This is a genomic window from Crinalium epipsammum PCC 9333, assembly GCF_000317495.1.
Classification (GTDB): domain Bacteria; phylum Cyanobacteriota; class Cyanobacteriia; order Cyanobacteriales; family PCC-9333; genus Crinalium; species Crinalium epipsammum.
On sequence record NC_019753.1, the window covers coordinates 744526 to 765919 of the forward strand.

The 21394-nt window shown below is 40.1% G+C and carries 26 protein-coding genes and 1 pseudogene; 11 read left to right on the plus strand and 16 right to left on the minus strand.

Features of this window, described 5'->3' with window-relative positions; genetic code table 11:
- Positions 1 to 205: 205 nt before the first annotated feature.
- Positions 206 to 457: a hypothetical protein gene (locus CRI9333_RS03165; protein ID WP_015201397.1), complete on the plus strand. Its 252-nt coding sequence runs from the start codon at positions 206 to 208 to the stop codon at positions 455 to 457.
- 259 nt (positions 458 to 716) lie between these two features.
- Here CRI9333_RS03165 and CRI9333_RS26510 read toward each other — a convergent pair whose 3' ends face one another.
- Complete coding sequence (locus tag CRI9333_RS26510) at positions 717 to 1013, minus strand: hypothetical protein (protein WP_015201730.1); 297 nt, start codon at positions 1011 to 1013, stop codon at positions 717 to 719.
- 298 nt (positions 1014 to 1311) lie between these two features.
- Positions 1312 to 1839 carry a hypothetical protein gene (locus CRI9333_RS03170; RefSeq protein ID WP_051035340.1) on the minus strand — a complete coding sequence of 176 codons (528 nt, stop codon included), beginning with the start codon at positions 1837 to 1839 and terminating at the stop codon, positions 1312 to 1314.
- Between the two features lie 466 nt (positions 1840 to 2305).
- Here CRI9333_RS03170 and CRI9333_RS25505 point away from each other — a divergent pair, with 466 nt between their 5' ends.
- Complete coding sequence (locus tag CRI9333_RS25505; protein WP_041225907.1) at positions 2306 to 2647, plus strand: HNH endonuclease; 342 nt, start codon at positions 2306 to 2308, stop codon at positions 2645 to 2647.
- Between the two features lie 165 nt (positions 2648 to 2812).
- On the plus strand, positions 2813 to 3019 hold the full coding sequence (locus tag CRI9333_RS03180) for a hypothetical protein (protein WP_198013612.1): 207 nt from the start codon (positions 2813 to 2815) through the stop codon (positions 3017 to 3019).
- Positions 3020 to 3200: 181 nt separating this feature from the next.
- Here CRI9333_RS03180 and CRI9333_RS26515 read toward each other — a convergent pair whose 3' ends face one another.
- The 3 genes from CRI9333_RS26515 to CRI9333_RS03200 form a co-directional block, all read right to left on the minus strand.
- On the minus strand, positions 3201 to 3521 hold the full coding sequence (locus CRI9333_RS26515; RefSeq protein ID WP_041225909.1) for a hypothetical protein: 321 nt from the start codon (positions 3519 to 3521) through the stop codon (positions 3201 to 3203).
- Positions 3522 to 4235: 714 nt separating this feature from the next.
- Complete coding sequence (locus tag CRI9333_RS03195; RefSeq protein ID WP_015201733.1) at positions 4236 to 4508, minus strand: hypothetical protein; 273 nt, start codon at positions 4506 to 4508, stop codon at positions 4236 to 4238.
- A gap of 95 nt (positions 4509 to 4603) precedes the next feature.
- Entirely contained in the window at positions 4604 to 5059 is a 456-nt protein-coding gene (locus tag CRI9333_RS03200; RefSeq protein ID WP_157462261.1) for a bile acid:sodium symporter family protein, read from the minus strand.
- Positions 5060 to 5393: 334 nt separating this feature from the next.
- Here CRI9333_RS03200 and CRI9333_RS27595 point away from each other — a divergent pair, with 334 nt between their 5' ends.
- Positions 5394 to 5549 (plus strand): tyrosine-type recombinase/integrase, encoded by a 156-nt coding sequence (locus CRI9333_RS27595; protein WP_232229406.1) that lies wholly within the window; start codon positions 5394 to 5396, stop codon positions 5547 to 5549.
- Between the two features lie 79 nt (positions 5550 to 5628).
- Here CRI9333_RS27595 and CRI9333_RS03205 read toward each other — a convergent pair whose 3' ends face one another.
- The 3 genes from CRI9333_RS03205 to CRI9333_RS03215 all read right to left on the minus strand — a co-directional run bounded on the left by CRI9333_RS03205 (position 5629) and on the right by CRI9333_RS03215 (position 8523).
- On the minus strand, positions 5629 to 6777 hold the full coding sequence (locus CRI9333_RS03205) for a leucine-rich repeat domain-containing protein (RefSeq protein WP_015201734.1): 1149 nt from the start codon (positions 6775 to 6777) through the stop codon (positions 5629 to 5631).
- A 336-nt stretch (positions 6778 to 7113) separates the two neighbouring features.
- Complete coding sequence (locus CRI9333_RS03210) at positions 7114 to 7698, minus strand: hypothetical protein (protein WP_015201735.1); 585 nt, start codon at positions 7696 to 7698, stop codon at positions 7114 to 7116.
- A gap of 606 nt (positions 7699 to 8304) precedes the next feature.
- Positions 8305 to 8523 (minus strand): hypothetical protein, encoded by a 219-nt coding sequence (locus tag CRI9333_RS03215; protein ID WP_041225913.1) that lies wholly within the window; start codon positions 8521 to 8523, stop codon positions 8305 to 8307.
- 339 nt (positions 8524 to 8862) lie between these two features.
- Between CRI9333_RS03215 and CRI9333_RS03220 the strand changes: the two genes are divergently transcribed.
- Positions 8863 to 9327, plus strand: a complete 465-nt coding sequence (locus tag CRI9333_RS03220; RefSeq protein ID WP_015201435.1) for a hypothetical protein — start codon at positions 8863 to 8865, stop codon at positions 9325 to 9327.
- A 144-nt stretch (positions 9328 to 9471) separates the two neighbouring features.
- Here the strand turns inward: CRI9333_RS03220 and CRI9333_RS03225 are convergent, their stop codons facing one another.
- Together CRI9333_RS03225 and CRI9333_RS03230 are read right to left on the minus strand one after the other, a co-directional pair.
- A complete protein-coding gene (locus CRI9333_RS03225) occupies positions 9472 to 10449 on the minus strand; it encodes a leucine-rich repeat domain-containing protein (protein WP_232229377.1) in 978 nt (325 codons plus the stop codon).
- 479 nt (positions 10450 to 10928) lie between these two features.
- Complete coding sequence (locus CRI9333_RS03230) at positions 10929 to 11552, minus strand: hypothetical protein (protein ID WP_015201738.1); 624 nt, start codon at positions 11550 to 11552, stop codon at positions 10929 to 10931.
- Between the two features lie 43 nt (positions 11553 to 11595).
- Between CRI9333_RS03230 and CRI9333_RS25515 the strand changes: the two are divergent.
- A pseudogene (locus CRI9333_RS25515) lies at positions 11596 to 11931 on the plus strand (hypothetical protein); the annotation flags it as partial.
- Here the strand turns inward: CRI9333_RS25515 and CRI9333_RS26520 are convergent.
- Positions 11856 to 12605 (minus strand): DM9 repeat-containing protein, encoded by a 750-nt coding sequence (locus CRI9333_RS26520; RefSeq protein WP_041225827.1) that lies wholly within the window; start codon positions 12603 to 12605, stop codon positions 11856 to 11858. The pseudogene CRI9333_RS25515 and the gene CRI9333_RS26520 sit on opposite strands and share 76 nt — an antisense overlap.
- A gap of 424 nt (positions 12606 to 13029) precedes the next feature.
- Between CRI9333_RS26520 and CRI9333_RS03240 the strand changes: the two genes are divergently transcribed.
- On the plus strand, positions 13030 to 13800 hold the full coding sequence (locus tag CRI9333_RS03240) for a prohibitin family protein (RefSeq protein ID WP_015201437.1): 771 nt from the start codon (positions 13030 to 13032) through the stop codon (positions 13798 to 13800).
- Positions 13801 to 14028: 228 nt separating this feature from the next.
- The gene (locus CRI9333_RS03245; protein WP_015201438.1) at positions 14029 to 14730 is read left to right on the plus strand and encodes a hypothetical protein; all 702 of its coding nucleotides are present in this window, start codon (positions 14029 to 14031) and stop codon (positions 14728 to 14730) included.
- 228 nt (positions 14731 to 14958) lie between these two features.
- Here the strand turns inward: CRI9333_RS03245 and CRI9333_RS03250 are convergent, their stop codons facing one another.
- From CRI9333_RS03250 to CRI9333_RS27235, 3 genes are all read right to left on the minus strand, one after another.
- Positions 14959 to 16629, minus strand: a complete 1671-nt coding sequence (locus CRI9333_RS03250) for a DNA repair helicase XPB (RefSeq protein WP_015201439.1) — start codon at positions 16627 to 16629, stop codon at positions 14959 to 14961.
- 11 nt (positions 16630 to 16640) lie between these two features.
- Positions 16641 to 18509, minus strand: coding sequence for a helicase-associated domain-containing protein (locus CRI9333_RS03255; protein WP_015201440.1), 1869 nt, complete (start codon positions 18507 to 18509; stop codon positions 16641 to 16643).
- Positions 18510 to 18580: 71 nt separating this feature from the next.
- Positions 18581 to 18718 carry a hypothetical protein gene (locus CRI9333_RS27235; RefSeq protein WP_198013711.1) on the minus strand — a complete coding sequence of 46 codons (138 nt, stop codon included), beginning with the start codon at positions 18716 to 18718 and terminating at the stop codon, positions 18581 to 18583.
- A gap of 373 nt (positions 18719 to 19091) precedes the next feature.
- Between CRI9333_RS27235 and CRI9333_RS03260 the strand changes: the two genes are divergently transcribed.
- From CRI9333_RS03260 to CRI9333_RS26525, 3 genes are all read left to right on the plus strand, one after another.
- Positions 19092 to 19433 carry a hypothetical protein gene (locus tag CRI9333_RS03260; protein WP_015201441.1) on the plus strand — a complete coding sequence of 114 codons (342 nt, stop codon included), beginning with the start codon at positions 19092 to 19094 and terminating at the stop codon, positions 19431 to 19433.
- Entirely contained in the window at positions 19430 to 19618 is a 189-nt protein-coding gene (locus CRI9333_RS03265; protein ID WP_015201442.1) for a hypothetical protein, read from the plus strand. Before CRI9333_RS03260 ends, CRI9333_RS03265 begins: the two co-directional genes overlap by 4 nt.
- 101 nt (positions 19619 to 19719) lie before the next feature.
- The gene (locus tag CRI9333_RS26525; protein WP_015201443.1) at positions 19720 to 19875 is read left to right on the plus strand and encodes a hypothetical protein; all 156 of its coding nucleotides are present in this window, start codon (positions 19720 to 19722) and stop codon (positions 19873 to 19875) included.
- Positions 19876 to 19936: 61 nt separating this feature from the next.
- Here the strand turns inward: CRI9333_RS26525 and CRI9333_RS03270 are convergent, their stop codons facing one another.
- Together CRI9333_RS03270 and CRI9333_RS03275 are read right to left on the minus strand one after the other, a co-directional pair.
- Positions 19937 to 20833, minus strand: coding sequence for a phosphodiester glycosidase family protein (locus CRI9333_RS03270; RefSeq protein ID WP_015201739.1), 897 nt, complete (start codon positions 20831 to 20833; stop codon positions 19937 to 19939).
- A gap of 100 nt (positions 20834 to 20933) precedes the next feature.
- Complete coding sequence (locus CRI9333_RS03275; protein ID WP_315863863.1) at positions 20934 to 21152, minus strand: GNAT family N-acetyltransferase; 219 nt, start codon at positions 21150 to 21152, stop codon at positions 20934 to 20936.
- Positions 21153 to 21394 lie beyond the last annotated feature (242 nt).

A 21394-nucleotide genomic window follows, 5' to 3' on the forward strand; every position in this document is an offset into this window, starting at 1 on the left:
TCAACGAACGGCTGCTAGCCCTAAAACTGAACGAGACTTAATCTTTTAGGCACTAGCCATTATTCTCAAACTTGATAAGTTTGTCAAACTGACAAACTGACTGTAACATAAATTTGTCAAGCTGACACAAAAACCGCATACTATGGCTGGAAAGCTCTTCAAGCTCTTACTGAAGACTTTATCTGTAGGAATAGTGTGAGCTGTTGTGGAACTAAAGGATTTTTTAGCCAAGTACCCTGAGACCACCCGTAATGACTTGGCAACCATCTGCAACTGTTCACTACCTACCGTAACCCATTGGTTTGTTGAGGGAAATAGTCGCCGACAACTCAAGGAAGAACACAAACTGTGTTTGGCTATCGCTGACTATGTTTGGTCTCGCGATTTGGCAGAACCAGAACATTTTCATGTTCTCAGGCAAATCAGACGCAAACAAGTCGCACGTTTGCACCGCTAATTTTTTGTCATTTTGACTATTGATTATTGTTGACCACTGAAGTTCTGCTTTTCAGATGACTATGTGCATAGTCGAACACATACCCTGGGTATTGCTTTCTTGCAAAGGGGCAACTACCACAGCCATAATTTGATGTCGAAAATAAATTATCTTTGGGAAGCTCTTGTGTTCGACAAGCCTGATGTTAAAACTCTACAAAGCGCCAGCTTTTACTTATACTCACGCGCGAGTATACAACTTTATTGTCCAGTATACGACTTTATTGTTTAGTATACGACTTTATTGTTTCTATACACCCCCGTCTTCTGTTTCTGTAGATTGTTAGGGTGGGTAGGAAAGGTTCAAACTTTTCGGCAAAGTTTATATGTTGCCAAGTCAGTGCAACTACTTCAATAGGTTGCAGTGCATGACAGAAAGTCAGCATCAGCAAGGTGGAATCGCGCTGCGGATTACGAGATTGTTCAGCGGCTTGAATCAGTGCCGTAATTTCGTGTGGATAAAGGAACTCTCTAGGTCTACGCTCAATGCTGTGAATTTTTAGTGGCGGGGATGGCATTATTCCATCATAACTTTGCCGAAAAGAATGAAGTGGTTTTTGGGACTTTACCCGTAAAGCAACTTGCTCACTTTCTTGTATAGAAACAATACAGTTGTATAAGATTATTCGTCAGTCGGCGGCTGCGAAATGCTCCATCTGATCGGCATGAGCTTTCTTGAAAATGCTTGTAAACGCCTCCGACAGGGATCTCATCTGGATGTTGAGCCGGAGAACCCCAACTACAAGAAATAATATGTGGTCGTAGCTCAATGGCTCGTTTAAAGGCAACTCCCTTCTTTTAGGTAAAGGCGTTTATTTATTTCTCCTCAATCGGTTTATTTTTAGCAGATTCATCGGACACAGGTAGTTCCGCTGTTTCACGGTTGGCTGTCTCTTTATTAGAAGTATCTCCAGGCAAAATTCTTTCGGTTTGACTGACAATATCTTTAGCAAATCTTTCACTAAAACCAATTACAAAAGCAATAGCTAAAAAAGCAAACCATTTAGTAGCAGGTCTAGCGTCATCTCTAGTAATAGAAATAGGTAATAGTGTAGAATTAACTAAGGCAAATACCAAAATCCCAAAAAATGCTCCAATTACATGTTTAAAACCACCAATAAAAATAGGTAGTAAAGTATCACCATATTCTTCATTTCTATACTGCTCAATCCTGGTCAGAATACTCACAACGCTGCCTGTAGCACCTGCAATAGCAGAAAGAATTAATAAAGCTGATCCTTCATTAAACTCATATTGAGTTAAGCGATTTTTAGAATCTTCCTTAGTTGTTGGTACTACTCCTACTTTCTGTACTGTTGGTTGAAATGATAAGGGGTCTGACAAAATTGGTTTAAGGTAGGCATTGGCTCCAGTTAAAAGATGTGTTTTCCATATAAAAATTGTTTTGAGTAGATCCGCTTTATAGCTAAAAATTGGTTATACCTGTCTGCAAAATATTATAATAGCAATTTCCTGAGTTGAATTAGAAAAATGCTTTTCAAGCGAATTGAGTGCCAAAATAATGGAATTAGTACCTTTGCTTTAATATCAACTACAGAGACAACACCCGCACAAGCACTAATTTAGTATTTATACTTAAAGCCAATTCTCGTATTCTCCCTAGCTTTGTACTTATTTATTCTATAGATTGAAGTGCGGAATGTGAGTTTTAAGATAATAAAGGGTGCTAGATAAAATCTTGCGAAACTCAGCTTGATAAATTGGTAAGTCTCGTAAGCACTTGTAAACTTTTAACGCATACTTATAGAAATATCAAGTTTTTCCTGATTGACACGCACCGGATTGCCGAATGCAACAAATTTTCGACTTCGTTAGGCACAAGAACGTCAAAGCCTTGGTAAAAGAAGGGATTAAATCAGAGTTTAATCATTGCTGTGCCTACTGTGGTTCCAAATCTAAACGCCTAACCTTAGACCATGTAATAGCTTCTTCACAAGGGGGTATTAATTCATGGCTCAACCTAGTGCCAGCCTGTGCTAAATGTAACAGTAGCAAAGGTTCTAAAAATCTAACTGACTGGTACACAGTCTCGCTGCCTTGTTACTCTAAAGATCGGTTGCAGCGGATTTTAAACAGATATAGCGCCAAGTCGGAAACGTTTCCGCCCAATCGCTCGAAGGGATTTGCTTAAATTGGGTGAGCGATTGGGAGCAGCAACTCTCTTTAATTCCTATCTTCATCCTGCAACAACGCTTACAGGGTAAGAAGTTGACATTTTTTGTATACTAATAGCTCTGTCAAGGTGAGACCGATTATGAATGCCCACAACGAAGGATTAAGAGTAACCCTGATTCCCGTGGATAACCAGGCAGGCACTCAGCTTAGAAATACAAGTACCAATGAAATTGTTGAAGAATTCATCAATAATGAGAACCAGCAAGAGAACCTTAAAGCCGCACAAGTATGGCTGGCAGAACATGGGTTTGTTCATGCGGGTGGCAGTGATTACAGGAAGTATGATCCGCTAATGACTGGCGACACTTCTTTTAGTAATTACGAGTAGCAGGGGTAAAGAAAGAGTTAGAAGACCTGAAGGAGTGAGGATCAATGAAAGGGAGGTCGGTGCAGGGCATTTGTGTTTTGGGTTCATAAGTTTTGAGTTTAGCAACACATTAATAAATCCCCTAGAAAAACTCTGGGGAATTTGGATTTAAACCACTGGGTTAAATATTTCTCTTTTCTTATCAAAGCGCCAATTGTTGCTGACTCAAAGGTTTGGGTTTTTGTACTGCCGCCGGAATCTCGCTGCCTGGTTCTTCTTTTCCTGGTTCTGATGCCTCTACTTCAACAACTAATGCTTCCAGCTTTTCTGCTGCTGCTTCCTCTATTCTTTCTAGTTCTAATGGTGGTGTGGGTTCCGATATACCAGGAAATGTTTCTGAGTCGGGTTCGAGTGCAGAATTTATTTTTAGGGAATTTAATTTTGGGTCTTCTACAGGCGCGTTAGTGTGCTTCTCTACTGCAACTGTTACATTGCTTTTTGCAAAGACAGGATTCAAGCTCACAATAATTGTTCCGACACAGAATGATGTGAGCATAATCGAAGGAATTCGAGTGGAAACGGAAGCATCCAAACTTTATAATCTCGGTCTTGTGGAAACGCAGGGTACTCATGCTATTTCATTGAAATAGGGGTGCTAACGCACCCTTCCACACCGCCGCCTCTTCATTTCCCTACGCACTCAAGAGAAAACTCCCGCGAGATTGCCCTACAACCGCTACAGTTGCCAATTAACGAATAATTTAACCAGAGGCGTTATAAAACTGAATTACAGTATGTGACCTAGCAAATAGACAGAAACATTAATAGGTGGTAAGTATTTCAGTAGTTAATTAAATTACAACTTAACAATCATAGCTATGAAATTTTTATTTTTTAAGCAGAAATGCCCCAATTGCGGTTCTTTGAAGATTAAACGTTCTAAACGTCAAGGAATATTTGAAAAAATTATTTCCATAATTAAGGTATTGCCTTATAACTGCGACAATCATCTTTGTAGAATCCGCTTTTTTATAGCTTTTCCAAGAAATTAACCTGAAACTAACTAGCATTGCTGTTAGCTGTCGCACCCTTTGAAAAAACTGCCTTGAGATTGACCTACAACCGTCACAAAAGCAAATTAACAGTCAAATCACACCACCACATAAGCCAACAGCCGTTAAAGGCGAAATACTTCAAAGCTTGCTAAATTTCTTATTTACTTACATTAGAGTTTTGTCTATATAGACTCTGAGTATTTCTCTATTCTTTCGAGGATTGCCGCAATCTTGTCAGATTGTCCCGCCACCTCGAAGGTGGAGCCGCTTACGCCCAGGTCTGGGAAGTCTAGACCCATCTCAAAGAACACCTCCATTAACAGAAGAGAAACGTGATCGTATTCCTTTGTGGCTGCTAGTAGCTCATGAGTAGCCTTGAGCCATGCCTGTGCTTTATTCTCTAAATTCTGAGATGCCGCTTCATAAGTAATGCTGCTTGGCTCTATGTCCTTCATTGCCCCTATCTCAATTTTCTCAACTGTAGCAACCCGTGACGAAAACTAATTTTTCTGTTCATCAAATATTTTTTTGCGTTTATTCTTTAGGGGTTCTATACGTCAGTAAATATCTTGGCAGGTTTTTGGGAATTACTCCACACACTAAATAGCCCGCCTGTGACAAACATGATCAGACTGTAAATGGCTGCTGGAATCGCCATAGTGGGGTTATTCAGAAGTGTAGGGGCAGAAGCTATCGCAATAGCTAAAGTTCCATTTTGAATCCCAACTTCCAAAGTAATAGCAACTTTTTGAGGTTGTGAAAGCTTCATGACGAAGCCCATGCCATATCCTAGCAGCATCGTGCTCAGATTCAAGGAGAGCATCACTAAACCAACTGCCACAAAGAACCCTACTATATTTTGCCGTTCCCGCAGAATAACACCGACAATAATAACCGTGAGGAAAAAGATTGAGAGATATTTTAGGGGTTTATTTACTTTAGTTGCGATCGCGGGGACTTTGTATTTCAACAACATTCCTAAAACCACAGGAAGAATCGTGATCACGGGCAACTGGTAAAAACACAGCCGTTAGAAAGTTGGACTCCATTTGATTGCGGTGGACAATATAAATTGTCTGTAGTGAACCATATCACAAATTTCGGAATCTCCTATCCGTTTACTTTGTTGTAGAAACCAAGATGAACAGCGTTTATCTTGGTCGTAGCTGAGTGGTGATCGATAAAAGTGGATTGGGGTAAGGATAGATTAGTTGAGCTTCCTGCTAATAGTAAATAAGCTGTAATTGATTGGTTGAATTTGCGTAGTGATTTAGGTATCCCAGAAGGTGTGATCGCTGTTTAGTGGTAATAAAATTACTGATCAAGGTTTTAGTAAAATTATCCGTAAGCGTGGCAAACAAGCTGGACTCGCAAGTTTTAGTCCTCACGATTTCGACCGTACTTTCATTGGGGATTTGATAGACGCGGGGGTTGATATTTCTACGGTTCAAAAGTTAGCTGGACATTCTAAAAGAAGCGACTACTTCCAGGTATGACCGCAGAGGTGAAGATAGGAAGGAAGCAGCTATGCAGCTTCTGGATTTGCCTTATCAAAGATGATGTGCGATTACAAATTTATTTGCAGGAGTAACGAAGTTTTTCGGGTAATAATTGACAGTTATTAATTGGGTTGCCACTCAAGCCCAGCCCATTTACATTTAGATTAGTTAAACCCGCTAGTGGGGTTACATCACTGATTTTGTTTAGATTCAAGTCCAGCCAATTTAATTTAGTCAAACCTCTTAGTGGTGTCACATCACTGATTTTGTTTAGACTCAAGCCCAGCCCCATCAGAGAAGTCAAATTCGCTAGTGGTTGAACATCATTAATTTTGTTGTTATCCAAGCTCAGGAAAGTCAAATTAATCAAACCCGCTAGTGGTTGAACATCACTAATTTGGTTGTTATCCAACCACAACTTAGTTAATTTAGTTAAACCTGCTACTGGTTTCAAATCACTGATTTTGTTGCCACTCAAGTATAACTTAGTCAGATTAGCCAAACCTGCTAGTGGTTTGAGATCACTAATTTTGTTGCCGCTCAATTCCAACGTAGTTAAATTAGCCAAACCTGCTAGTGGTTTAAGATCAGTAATTTTGTTGCCCCCCAATCCCAGCGTAGTCAATTTAGTCAATCCCGCTAGTGGTTTCAAATCACTGATTGGGTTGCTACTCAACTCCAGCGAAGTTAGATTTCTCAAACTCAAGAGTGGTTTTACATCACTGATTTGGTTGCGATACAAGTGCAGCGTAGTCAGATTAGTCAAACCCCTTAGTGGTGCCAAATCACTGATTTTGTTTTCACCAAACCTCAGCTCAGTTAGATTACGAAGTGCTTGAATTCCCTCTAATGAGGTTATTTCTTTGTTAATGAGATTTAAATGTTTTACCCTTTGCAGAGCATTTAACGTTAGTGGCTTGTCCCCAGTGCCTAGCTGTTGCCTAATCGCCTTTTCCAACCTAGCATCCTTAAATTTAACTGCGCTCTGAACCTTCACTGGTTTTTTGGCTATAACCCGCTTTTTTGCTTTACTAACTTTCGTAGAGGAAGCAATTTGGGCATAGCTTGGTGCAGTAAGAACTATTGAATCCATCGCCATACTTCCAGTTACACCGATTAATAATGCTGAAGCTACGACAACTTTAAGAGGTAGTTTAGTAGTAATAAATTTAACAGAATTAGCAATAGAAGATAAAGGGTTTTTGGTAGTGTAGGTAAGTTTCATTCTTTTTTTTGTAATTATTGAATTCGATTGATTTCAGTATTCCCTGACTACCTCAAAAAGTGGTGTGAGAAATAACCACTTTATGTATGCGTCTACCACTCAGTTCTTCTAAGCCTGAGTTTTTGGTTAAAAGTAGTATTTTAATTCCGCCACCTACCCTTTTTCATGAAGACCTTCTAGCTCATTTTGCGCTGTGGTGTTAAATTTGTAGCGCCACTCTCTACTACCGACGCGAGTTTGTAAGTGCATTCTTCACTTGTGGTGCAAAACATTCTTAGTTAACGCTCACAGCAATGTTTATGAGCGTATCCACCAACATTTTGAGTGAATTAAGCTTTAGCAAGACTCTTTAAGGTAATTGCACATAGCGTTTGGATCTTCCCCTATGTCATCCCAACTTATGTGGTCGTTAAGTGCTGGAATAAAACAGTTATTACGAGTAGAGAACCATGTTTGACCGTTATTATCTATTCCTACTCCAGTCGCTTCAATTCTGGCTCTCGTGTAGTAGGCAACTTTAGTTGCAGGCGTATTGTATCCCACTGCGCTACGGCATTTTAGTGGCTGGTTGCCTAAGTAACGATAGTTGCCTGCATAGATTTTTCCAACAACATAAGATGGAAGGTTATAAGTGAATTTTCTGCTGACCCAACAATTAGAACTATTCCTGCGTTCTCCAGCAACTGTAACAACAGAAGTAAAGGAACCTTTTTGACTTCTAGTTTTAACTAATGCCCCATGCCGAAATGTGCGAACAACAGAGGCTTTGGAATTTGGCTGCGTGCGACAAGTGAGGCAACCATTAACTTGATCTCCAAGACGCACAAACTTCCAAGAATCACGGCTTTGTCCGAAAGCAGGTAAGGATGTTAACAATAAAAGTATGGCAGATGAGGCAAACAAAATGAAGGGAAAACGCATATCTTTCTAATCTCCAAGTTCAACAGTAAAAAGCAAAACTATTCTATGTAATCACCCAATGCGCTCCAGTCTTGGCAACCAATCTTGAAGTAGGGCGGCTGTAAAATCTGTAAATATCAAAGCTGTACTTACAACGGTTGTATATTGGAAAGTTGCGTTGCTAGCTTACGGTATACTTCATCAGGTTAAAAGCCGTTTACGGAAAGGAATTAATTTTGGTATTTAGTTCAGTTATTTTACTTTTTATAACGAGATTGTTAGGGCGATAGCCCTAGCTTTGTAGGGGACAGGCGAAAAGGAATTAATTTTTCCCTTTATTGGCGTAAATAGAAGGAAAGTGCGACCGGGGGCAACCTAGTCCAGAGTCATCTATTATTAACGTGAATCCTCTCCTAACCCTGGTTTGACTACATTGTTGCATTACTCGCGATCTACGCTCGTTGAATTTCTGTGCGTCCTAGGTAGCTTTTTATTAATAGGAGAACTCGGAGAGTGACAGAAGAGGGGTATACATAATTAATACTCCAAAAAAGTCATCCAGCAAGCTAGCATCTGTTAATATCTCCGTATAGATGCAGTATTCTTTATAATCGCTTGACGTATACACTATATAATCTTCATCTGAGAGGATAGTACTACATTTTTGGAGCTAAATAAAAACTTATTTTTCTTGTAAAAATATTTTTCAAGTTCAGCTTCTTCATAAGATCCTCCGCTAGAAGTATTATCACTCAATTCTCTTAATATAAAAACTCTCCCTCTACCTAGTCTTTTTTCAGAAAATACCTCAATTATTTCATAAGGTGTATCAGATTCTTTAAGCATATAAATATCACCTATACGGGGTTTTTGATTTATTAATGAACAAGAAGTTAGTAAAATACAGCTTGAAATCAGAACTGAAAAGCTATGTTTTTTCCACATAAAAATTTTCGTCCTAGAGGAAAGTTATAAAATCTTTTAAAAAAATTTTAGTATAATTTGATATTTTTTTAAATTTTCTTAATTTAATTTTATACACACTTAGTAAACTATTGATATAGATAATGATACTAGACTAGACATGGAAGGAGCTTGCTGAATTAGAGATTTTACACATTTGAGCTTACAGGGCTCCTCCTTTTCTTATCCCGAACTCAGGTTAATTAGATTGGAGATTTTCTCATGCAGCGTAAAGGTCTTCTGTTTCAGTCTATGTCAAAGCTACTGATTACGAGTGCGATCGCACTAACGTTATTTGGAGGTCAGGCGCAGATTGCTAGTGCGGAAACGCGCGAACAATCAGTCAACAGTGTGACAGATTGGTTGTTTGGTAATTTGCATCCTGAATTAAGTCGGCGTAAACTGCAAACCAATGAGCGTGGCTATATTCGGGAGTGGCAAGCGATTCGGGTTGTGATTGATCAAAGAGGGCTACGGTATCAAAAAATTGCTCCTAATCGTAATCCTTGTGAGATTCCAGACTGGTCATTTAACAACGATGATGAAGCTTTAAAGGAACGTCTTGCGGATGCAGTTTTCTACAGTCGTTACTCTCGAAGGATTTCAAAACCGATCACCTCGAAAAACAGTGCTGCGGTGCGAGAGTGGCTTAAGTTGAAGAACTCGATGTTTGTTGCGTATTGTTAGCTTTACTACTGATTATTGAGCTTCACCAATGAGTGTGAATGCTGCCCAATTCTTCGGATTTGGAACTCTAAACCAATACACAAAACCTTTGCGATCTTGATCACTACTGAAAAGGGAATGGAAATATAACTTCCATTCCCTTAATCATAGTTCCAACAAATCATCTGATGGTGAGTTCTCGAAAGAACAGATACTTAGGGGATTGACTGGACATACCCGATTCTTGATCGGATTTTGGGAAACCACTAACCTCTCTAGTTTCTTTAGGCTCGCCAAAGATTGAATACTGGTAATACGGTTGTTTTGTAAACTAATCGTCTCTAAATCGGTCAAAGCTGCTAGAGGCGTGACATCGACAATTTGATTGTGACTGAGGCTAATACTTACCAGTTTCTTGAGATTGGATAGAGAACGGAGATCCCAAATCTGATTGCGGTTCAGCTTTAAACTTTTTAAATTGGTCAAACTAGAGATCGCTTTAATATTAGTAATTTGATTGTTCTGAAGTTCGAGTTTTCTTAAATTGCTTAAACCTGATAAGGGTTGAATATTCTTAACCTTGCTAGAATTTACTTCCAGAATAGCCAAAGTTTTTAGATTAGCTAAGGAGCTAAGGTCAGAAATTTGAGTATTAATGAAACTGACTTCCGTTAATTGGATGAGATCCTTTAAAGCATCGATATTTTGGATTGAACTATACCACAGAGTAAATTTTTGTAACTGAGTCAGGTTGGCGAAAGGACGAATATCCGTGATGTTGCGCCCTATTAGTCCGAGATCGGTCAAATTATTGAGGCTAGCAATGGGAGTGAGGTCAGTTAGGGCGTTGCTGTGAATGACCAGTACTTCCAGATTTGGGAGATTTGCAATTGGTGTCAGATCGGTAATTTTGTGGCTAAATAAACTAAGTTTCCGCAGATTTGTCAAGCTAGAAAATGGTCTTAGGTCGCTAATGTTGGAGGAATTAGGGCTAGAAGTAAGGATCTCGGTGCGCTGCTTAAGAGCAGTATCCGCTGATCGACAATAGGGAGTACCAGCCGCTTCCAATAGATAGTTAATGGTTTGTTGGGTTTCTAAGGGCAGAGAATTTCGTCGATTACACCAGTCTTCAAAGCTCTTCATTGCTGACAAATCTGTTGCCAAGGTTACTGATGGATGGGAAAACAAGGTGATCAATAGCCAGCTTGAAAACAACAAAAATTTCATAATCAAAAAGCTTTTAGTTTAAGTTGCAGCAATATCTCTGATGTTTTAATCAAATAGTCAGTCAAAATTTATTAGCTATATGATTATTGGCACGATATGTGGATTTCGGTCTGTGATATACGATCACACTCATGCAGCTTACAAGGAACAAGTTTAGCCATCCTATCAGTGGATTGCCATCGATCATACCCCCTGCGGAAGTGCGAAATAGTCAATTAGAGCAAATTGCCAAGCTATATTGATCGCTAAATCAATCTCAAAAAGCTTCAGCGATCAAACGAACACTTCCCAAATCTCCCAGGTTTACGAGACCCCGCATCAAGCCAATTCCACCCTCTTTAAAGTTACCCACCTTGCCGAGTCGCTAAGTTGCTCATCACTTCTAAAACATCCTCTTAGTTTACCGATCGTAGTTTCTGGGTCAGTCTCCAACAGCCATTCCGGTGCTGAAAAATGTAAGCTGCAGGACTTCCAAAAGTTTGCACCACTTCTTCTGATTCTGTGCCTGTCTCATTTCCCGTATACTTGTACTGCGCCTTGATATAATCGACTCGGAAAGTGTCTGCACTAATGCGATCGGCAGTATATCTTGCTCGAATATCTTTTCCTTGTTCGTCTTTACCCCAAACAAACTTCTCAAAGAAAGCTTTGTATTCATCGGGAGCGCAGAAAAAAGGTAAATTTGTTTGAGCGCGTTTTTCATTTTGGGCTTCAGCGATCAACTGATCCGCTGTTTCTCGCTTGGAAACAGTTGCAGCAATGCTCTGAACTTCAGCGATCGCCTCATTCGACTCGCGTACTGCTTCAGGTCTATTTTGCTGACGGATATTTTCATTAATGATTTCTTGTTGGTATTGCTGTTGCTGTTCTCTGATGTAGCAATCGCCCCAACCTGGATCTAATGCTGAACCTCCACACGCGAGTGCCGAGCGATGAGTCAAGGTAACCGATAAAACCGCACTGGTCAATGCTACTCCACTAAGTAATGAAAGTTTGAATAAGCGCTGTCTAACTAGCATTTAATTAACCTGAGTTCGGGATAAGAAAAGGAGGACTCGTCGCGCCTATGCTAGGGACTTGAAATATTTTTTTGAAGCGGTTGCTGGACGTAAACCCACACCGGAGTTAGTTGCTCAGTTCCTGAGTATGGATAGGTTGGACGCGATCGCGCTGGTGTTGCGGTATAAACAGCACGTGATGGAGAAGGGGCTTGCCGAAAACACTGTCAACCGCAGATTAGCAGCAATTAGAAGCTTGGTCAACTACGCTAGGACTGTGGGCAAATGCGATTGGACGCTGGCAGATGTCAAATGGGTTCTATATTATTTGAGCGGTCGAGAATTACAGACTGAAGCCTCTCTTGTGCCTTCTTCAAGCGGCTCGTCTGTAGCAGGGTAGCACTGTCGGCTTAATTCGACCGCTCCTTTAAGTTCTTTGACACCCTGAATGTAAAGAATGTCATAGTTAGATTGTGCCACTTCGATACCGCGCCATCCGATCAGGCATTGACTTCCCACAATTCTGCCTGGATGTAGCCCTGCTTTGTAGGCGGCTCGGCAAGTGTTGAATTTTTGCGCCGAGTCTCCACCACTTGCGAATGCCAAACCATGTAAAGGATGAAAGCCCTCGCCTTTGATCGAATCCCATCTAACGATTTCACTAGGCACGTTCACGAGAACTTGAGAAATTTTTTGGTGACGCTCAACTCCGTTGACGCTGATCGAGCACGAGCCATTGACATATTTACCAGGATAAATCGTTCCTTCGTGAATTGCTCGACAAAGATATAAAGAAGTCGCGGGTGTTTTTGCAATCACATGACCGTCTTCTTCCGTAACAAAAGCATCATAACCAACTTTCAAGGCATTTTTAGGTAATTCTCCTCGTGTCACAACCCAAGCAGGGCGGGAAATAAGTTTGTTGATATTTGGGTTAATGCGAACCGAGTCTGAAATGTGCCAAATCTGGCTTACCTGAGTTACACCAGGGTTTGCTTGGGCGCAGGCAGCAAATGCGGCAACAAAAAGGGTACTTGCAACTGAAGCCGGAAGAAGTGAAGATAGTCGTTTCATGATGTCAAGATCTTGAACTGGATCGGTAACTACAAATTCCGCCTTCAGATTTCGGAGGCTAGACCTCTCCACCCGGTAGTTAAGTGCTTATTTTTGTTACAAAACTGTAGGCATTAAAAACATTTCTTAATATCGTGTTTTATCCAAGCACATATCCTATTTTAGCGCAATAATATCGTCGTTAATATATGACCTATAGGTTGGTTCAATTTTAGTAATAACTGTATTTTGTAAATGCTAGAACTAAATCCCTCCGAACCAAGTAAATTAATAGTATTAATTTACTGCTATATCTAAAACTCCCGACTGTGATAGCGCACTTCGCGCTCGTCGAGCTTCGCTGTAGCTTCTAAGCTTATTTTTCAAATCTTGTAAAAATAAAATGCTATTTTAGCAATATATTGCTTTATATTCTATAAAAGTTATGTACGGATTAATCAGTGCTATTGCTGTTGGATTAGTAATCATTTTTTGTAGCATCACTACTGTTAACTCTGGTCAGTTAGGTATTAAATCTACATTCGGTGTAGTAGTTCCAACACCACTACAACCAGGTCTGCACTTAATTACACCCTTGGTCTCACGAGTGGATAGGTTATCTGTGCAAACTGTGGCGATTCCTGAAGAGTTCTCGTCTTTAACAAGAGATTCACAGAAGATGAAAGTAACAGCGACTACAACGTTGCGGCTCAACCCAAGAAATGCTTCGGAAGCTTATGCTAACGTAGGTCGCTCTAATCAGATAATTATCAATACCATTTTGCAGCCTGCTCTACACGCTGCTGTCAAACAGGTCATTAGTCAGTATGACATGACTTACATCATCGAGAACCAAGGTGAAATTAGTAAGGCAATTGTTGATCAACTCAATAACAATCTTGGTACAAGTTCTTATGTTGATCTCTTAAAAGTAGACGTTACCGGATTTGTGTTAGATGAAAATGTCCAACAAGCAATTGAGCAAAAGCAGATTGCTAAACAGGAACTAGAAAGGAAAGAGACAGAACTGCAAACAGCCAAGCTTGAGGCACAACGGTTACAAAGTTTACAGACATCCCTCACGCCACAAATACTAATGAATAAGGCTATAGAAAAGTGGGACGGACACTCGTTAACTGCCCCTACAAGTAACAGCAGCCTAAACACCTTTGTGCAAGCCCAAAAGGAAGCCAAGTCAGACACGACATCAAAATAAGATAAAAACTTCAAGAGTAAGTTTTACTTATTAAAGATTTACTTTTTGATTTAGTTGAGTACAATTTCCAAAATTCTTGCGTGTGTGATAGCGCTAGCGCGCTCGCAGAGCTTCGCACTTTTTGTGATGTTTTAGTTAAGTATGAATATTAGTTTCGTTTATAGCTAGCATCTGCTTAACAAACAATTAAACTGAGCGTGAGAATTAATAATTTATTTGAGGACACGTATGAAAATAAGAAAATACTTGCAAATAATTATTATTTCTAATGTTTTAGCATTATTAACGATAAATGTTAAATTTGCTCAAGCCAATCCCCTAAAGTGTTATCAACAAGCACTGCCTACTTTTGCTAATTCTTATACGGATGATTTAGTAACATGGATGTGCCAAGGTGCTACAAATACTATACCAGCGCAATGTTTTAGAGCAGCGCTTCCTACATTTTATGATGACCAAGTTGCTAAACGAGCAGCTATGGTATGCAAACAAGCTAAATCTATAGCACCAGGACAATGCTTTATTCAAGCTATTGGTACTTTTTACAATTTTGCGTCAGTCGAGCGGGGTTTTAAGTTATGTAGTCCCAATCAGACAGCATCAAATACTAATCCTTATTCTAAAAATATTTATGGTGCTTGGGCTGTAAAAAGCAGGAGGTGGAATGGTATCTTACGAATGCGAGGGAACTCTGGGAACATGGTACTGGTTTCTGGCGCAGGTGCTGCTGTGGAACAAAAGATGACTCTTAATGTCAATCCTGAAGGGGGATATATTCTGAATGGAGAAGTTTTAACAAAGTATACAAACGAAGAATACGAGGCTGATAATTTTTACATTGAACGATTTTCTCAAGATTCATTCTCTATAAGAAATTGCGATCACAGTGGAGAATGCTATTCCGCAAGTCTAGTTTATTTAGGCAAGTAAAATTAGCAATGTAATATGGAATTTTAATTTAGCTTTCTAGTTGATATTTCCGTTAACAAGTATGCTATGGGTGTATTAGTTGTTTATTTAGGTTTAGTAATTGGTTGTTTAGTTATAACTTTCAACACAATATTTTTTGAAATTGATTAAAAGTCATTGTTGAACTAATTTACCTAAGTAAGAATGTTTTTCGACTTCGCCAACAGCATCACTAATGAATATAAAGTCTCAGGTGAGTATTTGAATTTGGTAACTATAACCCTGTTCTGCTAGGAATAGCTGGCGATGACGAGCAAAATCTTCTTCACACGTCCTCTGAGAAACCAAGGTGTAGAATTGAGCACTATGACCATCGTTTTTGGGGCGAAGAATCCGTCCTAGTCTCTGCGCCTCTTCCTGCCTTGAGCCATATTTACCAGACACTTGAATCAGTACATCGGCATCTGGCAGATCTAAGGCAAAATTCCCAACGCGCGAGAGGATCAATCCACTAATACTACCATCGCGAAATTGTTCATACAGGCGATCGCGTTCAATTTGTGAAGTTTTTCCAGTGATAATAGGTAGTCCTGTGAGTGCCGCAATCTGTTTGAGTTGATCTAAATATTCACCAATAATCAAGATTCGGTGTCCAATTTGTTGATGCAACAAAGATTGAACAACCATCAACTTACGCGGATTTTCAGCGGCAATGCGAAACTGATGACGTTTCTCTGCTAGAGCATATTCCATCTGGCGCTCAGAATCTTGAGGTACGCGAATTTCAGTACATTCTGCTGCTGCAATGAATCCTTGCCCTTCCAGTTCGCGCCAAGGGACATCATAGCGTTTGGGGCCGATCAGCGCGAAGACATCTCCTTCTCTACCGTCTTCTCGAATTAAAGTTGCAGTTAATCCCAGGCGGCGGCGGGCTTGTAGTTCGGCAGTAATACGAAAAATAGGTGCAGGCAACAAGTGAACTTCATCGTAAATAATTAAGCCCCAGGAGCGAGCGTTAAACAATTGAAAATGCGGAAACTCCCCGGTTTTACTCTTGCGGTAGCTGATAATTTGGTAAGTTGCCAGTGTGACAGGTGCAGTTTGTTTGCTTTCGCCACTATATTCGGCGATCGCATCCTCCGGTAATGTGGTTTTATCCAGCAACTCCCGTCGCCATTGCCGTACCGAAGTTAAACTACTGGTGAGTACCAACGTATTTGACTGCACGGCGGCGATCGCCGCCAGTCCCACCATAGTTTTTCCAGATCCACAGGGCAGCACGATCGTACCACTGCCACCATGAACTCGTCCTGCCTGGTAGAATACCTCAACCGCTTCTTTCTGATAGTCTCGCAATTGAAAGGGTGTACCTGTGAGGCAATTGGAGCGTAACTGGATCGCCAAGGCATCGCCTTCTGTATAACCTGCTAAATCTTCGGCAGGATAACCCGCTGCTAATAATGCTTGTTTAAGTACACCTCGATGGGCAGCATTAACCTGAAAAACCAGTGGCAAGAGGCGTTCACCAAGAAATTTTGAAACGCCCTCATTGCGGCTGAGTAACTCTGCTAGGGCTAAATCTGCCATCTTTAGCAACAGATATCCGTCGCCTCGCTCAATCACAGTCAGCCCATAACGGCTACCCAATGAAGAAATTTCTTGTGCGATCGCATCAGGCATGGGATATTTGGCATATTCTCGCAATGCGTCGATCATCCCAGTTACTGCCATTCCCGCCGCTCGTGCGTTCCAGATGCTCAAAGGCGAAACTTGATAAGTGTGGATATGTTCTGGACTTTTAACTAATTCAGCAAAGGGTGCGATCGCAGAGCGGGCAGCGTCGGCACGAGGTGAATGCACTTCTAGCAGCACTGAGCGATCACTTTGGATAATTAGAGCATTTTCTGGAATATAGCTCATAAAAATTTCATCTAAACGGGAAGGCTGTAACCTAACTTCTTCAAGGCATTACGAAACTTGGTTTCAGTTTCAATTGGTACAACTAAATAACAAGCAAGTCCTGCATTCATCGCTTGAGGTTGGTCAGCTAAAAAACAATATGCTTTGGTGCGAGAGTCGTTAGCAATTAATGTAGCCAGTGCCGTGTCAGTGCAGCGAATTAAGCGAGCAGAACCTAAATCCTGCAAACTGGTCGTTCGTACTTCTAAATCTGCCAGAAACTGTGCCACGGGTTGCGGTAAGGCTTCGCTACTATTGGCTATTAAGAATTGTCGCAGTTCATCCACACTTCGTCCCTGAGAAATCGCATCCAGCAATTTACTTGGCTCTAATTGCCAGACTGAATCGGAAATCGGCTGCAAAAAATTATCCAGCAATAAGCGATCGGCGCGAGTCAGTTGTTGCACTGCGACTACTTCTAAATTCGCCAGCACTCGTAAAACTTGTTTCTGGGGTAAGGTTACAGGTATGTAGCGATCGCTCAAACCCAAGAAATATGACCCTAATGGAGTTAGTCGAAAATAAGTTAAACCATCATAGCGACTTAAACATGGTTGATAAAAGAAATCCAGATGCACATCTTTTTCAAAGTTGAAAATAGCATCATCAGGGTGTATATAAGCTACATCTACTAATCCCAGAGTAGAGACATACTCGAAGAAAAAACAAAGAATATATCGTGCTTCTAAAATTAGAAAATCAGAGTCATCCAGCGACCCATATCCTGAGATTGTTAAACTATCAGGATTTCTGCTAACTTCAAACTCATAGCCTGCTGCAATTATGTAGCGAAAAAAGTCAAATACTTCTATCCATTGCCCAGGCGGACAATCTTTGAGGGCTTCAACAATCTTACTACGTCGTCCAGCAACGGCGGTTAGGTTGCGTTTACCTTTACCTGTTTGCCCTTTAACACTATCAATCCGTCGCAATTCATCCAGCAACGTATTTTTTAACCAGTTTTTCCAAAGTGTTTGCAGCGTCTTTTCGGCTGGCTCATTCAATGCTTTCTGCCCTGCTTTGGTCAATGCTAAACGCTTGCCACTTAATTCTACTAATTTACCTACTTGCAATAGCATGATCCAGGCAAATGCTTTGATATTTCCAATTGGGTAATCATACTGCCAACCTCCAGGCGATTGAGTTTCCGTCCACTCGCTATAGTAGTCTCCTTCCTCCAGTACCTCTGCAATCGCTGTTAAGGAGGCACCAGTAGGATAAAAAGTCTTTTCACTAATGCTTACTTTGCCCAAATCTACCAATCGCAGGACAGTTTGCAGATCTCGTCGTGCAACTTGCTCTGTTGCTCGTGAATGCAGTGGTAGTTCAATCGGGTTTGTTTGCCGTTTACGAGTAGTAAAATCGTAGGTTCTTTGAGTGCGTAGGAGTGTGGCTGGTAAGCTTTCGACACTTTGAATCCGCGTCGGTTCTGGTGCAGGTACAAATGTTTTCAGTTGCGCTTTCAAATCAGCAGGCATTGTATAAGTGTAGAAAAACAATGCCAGAACTGAAGGCTTGTAACTGTAGGAATAGCTCTCACCTGTTCCCCAAGTCGGTTCTTTGCCATACTTACTCACAAAACGTGCGGGCTGATAGCGATCGTCTGGAGAATGCACTACTTCCGAAATCACCGCTTGTTGAGTAGAATCGCATTGTAACCACAGGCTTTGAAGATACTCACCCTGTAATTGCCGCTCAATATAGCTTACCAATTCGGCTTTGCGCGTCGGAATTTTCCCGCCAGACAAGAGATTTGCCAATGCCTTCAATTGATCTACTATGAGATTATTGAGTGCTTCTAGTAAGGTAGGAATGCGCTCAGGTTGAGAGTAGTATCCCATGAAAAACTATCCTTGAGATTTTAGACGGTAGCTTTTTGGGTTTGTGGTTTGAAAACGCAGAAAAGCTTGTTTTAAAACTGTGGGTGCAATGTTTTGGCATCGCAGACCACGATCGCATTAATCAGCGATCGCCCCGCAGGTACTAAAATCTTACCACTAGCTGAATTGGCTCTGCCCTTCCTTCTCAAAACAAAAAAGACCGTCACCACATTTTTGACTGTGCATTAATTACACAAAAATTGTTAGTTGTTTTTTTACCTGATTGCGATACTCATCTTTGCTAATTTTCACTCTGTATTTCCTGTTCAATTTTCTATAGATTATTTGAAAAGTTGCTAACCTAAAACCTGAATTTATGTTAAATTAAATATCTAAAAGAGCAGCAAATCACCCTAATAACTTACTGATGTTTGTTTAAATTTGGGGCGATTGCAGATGCTTATCTAAGAATTAATTACTATCCTACTCTTCTAAAAATGCTATCTTTATTAATGTAATTAACGGGAGTAAATAAAATATATATTTTTGATAATGCTATAATTTAAAATAGTTATTTTTAAAAAGTATTTATTTAGAAACTGCATGGCAAGACTACCAGAAGAAATAATTATCAGGATCTTTAATTTACAACAACAGCTATTAGAACGCATTGATGAAGCGACAGCTACAGAATTTACCCTAATGGAGATATTTGGTGAAACAGAAGCAACAATTGATTACCTCGATCAGTTGCAAAATGCCAGGGAAAGAGCAGATATGTACTATTCACGCTTATTCACCGCATTAAGACAAATTTATCCCGCACAACCAGTAGCTACTCGTGATAACCTAGAATTACTTGTACGCTTTCTTGCTGAGGCTGAAGCGACAGTAGATGCAATCGGCGCAACTGTTGCCGAAATTAGAAGAGACTTCAACTTATGATCGCAAATCAACCAAAAATTCCCGACCCGCAAACAAGAGCAAGTCATATTGCTAAGTTGCGCGAACTTAATAAACGTATGGATAAGCATATCCTCGATTTAGATGAGTTGAATTCTCAGCTAGAAATTGACTTGTTAGAACAACGTAAAAAGATTTATACGTTGCGTCAAACACCTCACGCTTAAAGCCTACATTCCGTACTTCAATTTGTATTATGGTAGAGTGAATTACTAACCTGGGTGCTATCACCAGAAAAATTGACTTTAACTGTCCTTCCCTATCAAAGATGAGGGATAGTAGAGTTGAGCTTTTTGAGGCTAACCTAGACTTGTTAGAGTCTATGGAATCAGCATTTACAGGCATTGAGGCAGTTTACTGTCATGCCGCGTCAATTGATTCCAGTAAACCAGGCTCTTTATATGTACAAGTAAGTCATTGGTAATCCAGAGTGGATTACAACTACTAGAGCTTCAGAATTATCAAAGAATTTCAGCGGACTATCCTTAAAATTTCAAACAGTAGGCATTATAAATATGGTCGGAAGATACTCGACCTGTAGTTTGAAAACGCAGAAAAGCTTGTTTTAAAGCTGTGGGTGCGGGGTGTTTGGCATCGTAGACAACGATTACATTAGTTAGCGATCGCCCCGCAGGTACTAAAATTTTACCACTATCTGCTAATGCTCTAGATGCTCCGCCATCTAAATTCATTGCTTCATAACACCCAATTGCTTTCATTAGTTTTGCTTCTGTTTGTAAGGATAAATCCTGGTTGAAATTTACCAAAAATAGCTTTTTCCCATCAGCGGAATAACCAATTGCTGTCCGCGCAGCTACTCCTAGAACGTGACTATCTTTGAATCCTTCCACTTGAGGATTTAGCCAAATTTTCCCTTGTTTAATTAATCTTGGGCCACAAGTAATCGAAAACCAGTGTTTGTCCCATTCCGGTTTGCCATCAACTCTAGCTGTAATCATTTCTGGTCGATTACCAGTACGTAAACCTAATGTTGTTCCAAAGTTCTCCCACTGACTGTATTTAAGGAATTTACCACCCGCCACCATATTCCCCATCACAGTTTTTTGGTTATTTTTGGCAAAAAACGTTCCGGTTGTGACTACCGCACCTCTAGAACGAGCAACCATATTGGAAAAAGGTTCATCACCCTTAGATAGTTGCATCGTATTAGCTTGATTAGCGTTATTAGCTAAACCGATAGTGATAAAAGTTTGAGGGTCAGTCAGGTCAATAGTAGTTTGATATAATGAGACACCCGCAATAGTACGTCTGGTTAGTTGTACAGGTTGAGCAACTGCTGGTAATGCTAAAGTTAACGTTTTAGCTATTGCCATTCCTCCTAAAAACAAAAAAGACCGCCGCCACATTTTTTGATTGTGCATCAATTACACCTAAATTAATTATTTTCTTTCACGTAAAACAATAATCAAGCAATTTCTATCAGCTAGCTCTTATTAATGTATTTGTAGTTGTCAGCTATAATTAAATTTGTTTAATAAAAGTTACAACTTGCTCTACTTCCTGAAACCCTACCTTCATATGGAAGTCATAGCTGGCTATATTTTCAATTAAGGCATCTGATGCCAACTCAGTACACCCATTTTCCAACGCCCAGCGAGAAGCAAACTCAATTAAGTATTTACCTACACCCTGATCAAAAATTCCCCTGTAGCTCGACTCTGCGTAAATATACTTAAGAATCCAGAAAACTTAGTAAAAAGTTCGGTAATTTTTCCAGGTAACACTCTTTCAGGTGAACTGTATATTATAAATGTATCAAGCATATGACTAGCCAAAAGCTATATAGTAGAAATAAATATATTTTAACCTTGAACCCCACTTGTCTATTAATGACGGGTGGGGTTCTCTTATTCAAGGTTTGTTAATTATCAAAAATTTATCTCTTTAAAAACTACTTACTAACACTTCCCCTATGAAGAGGG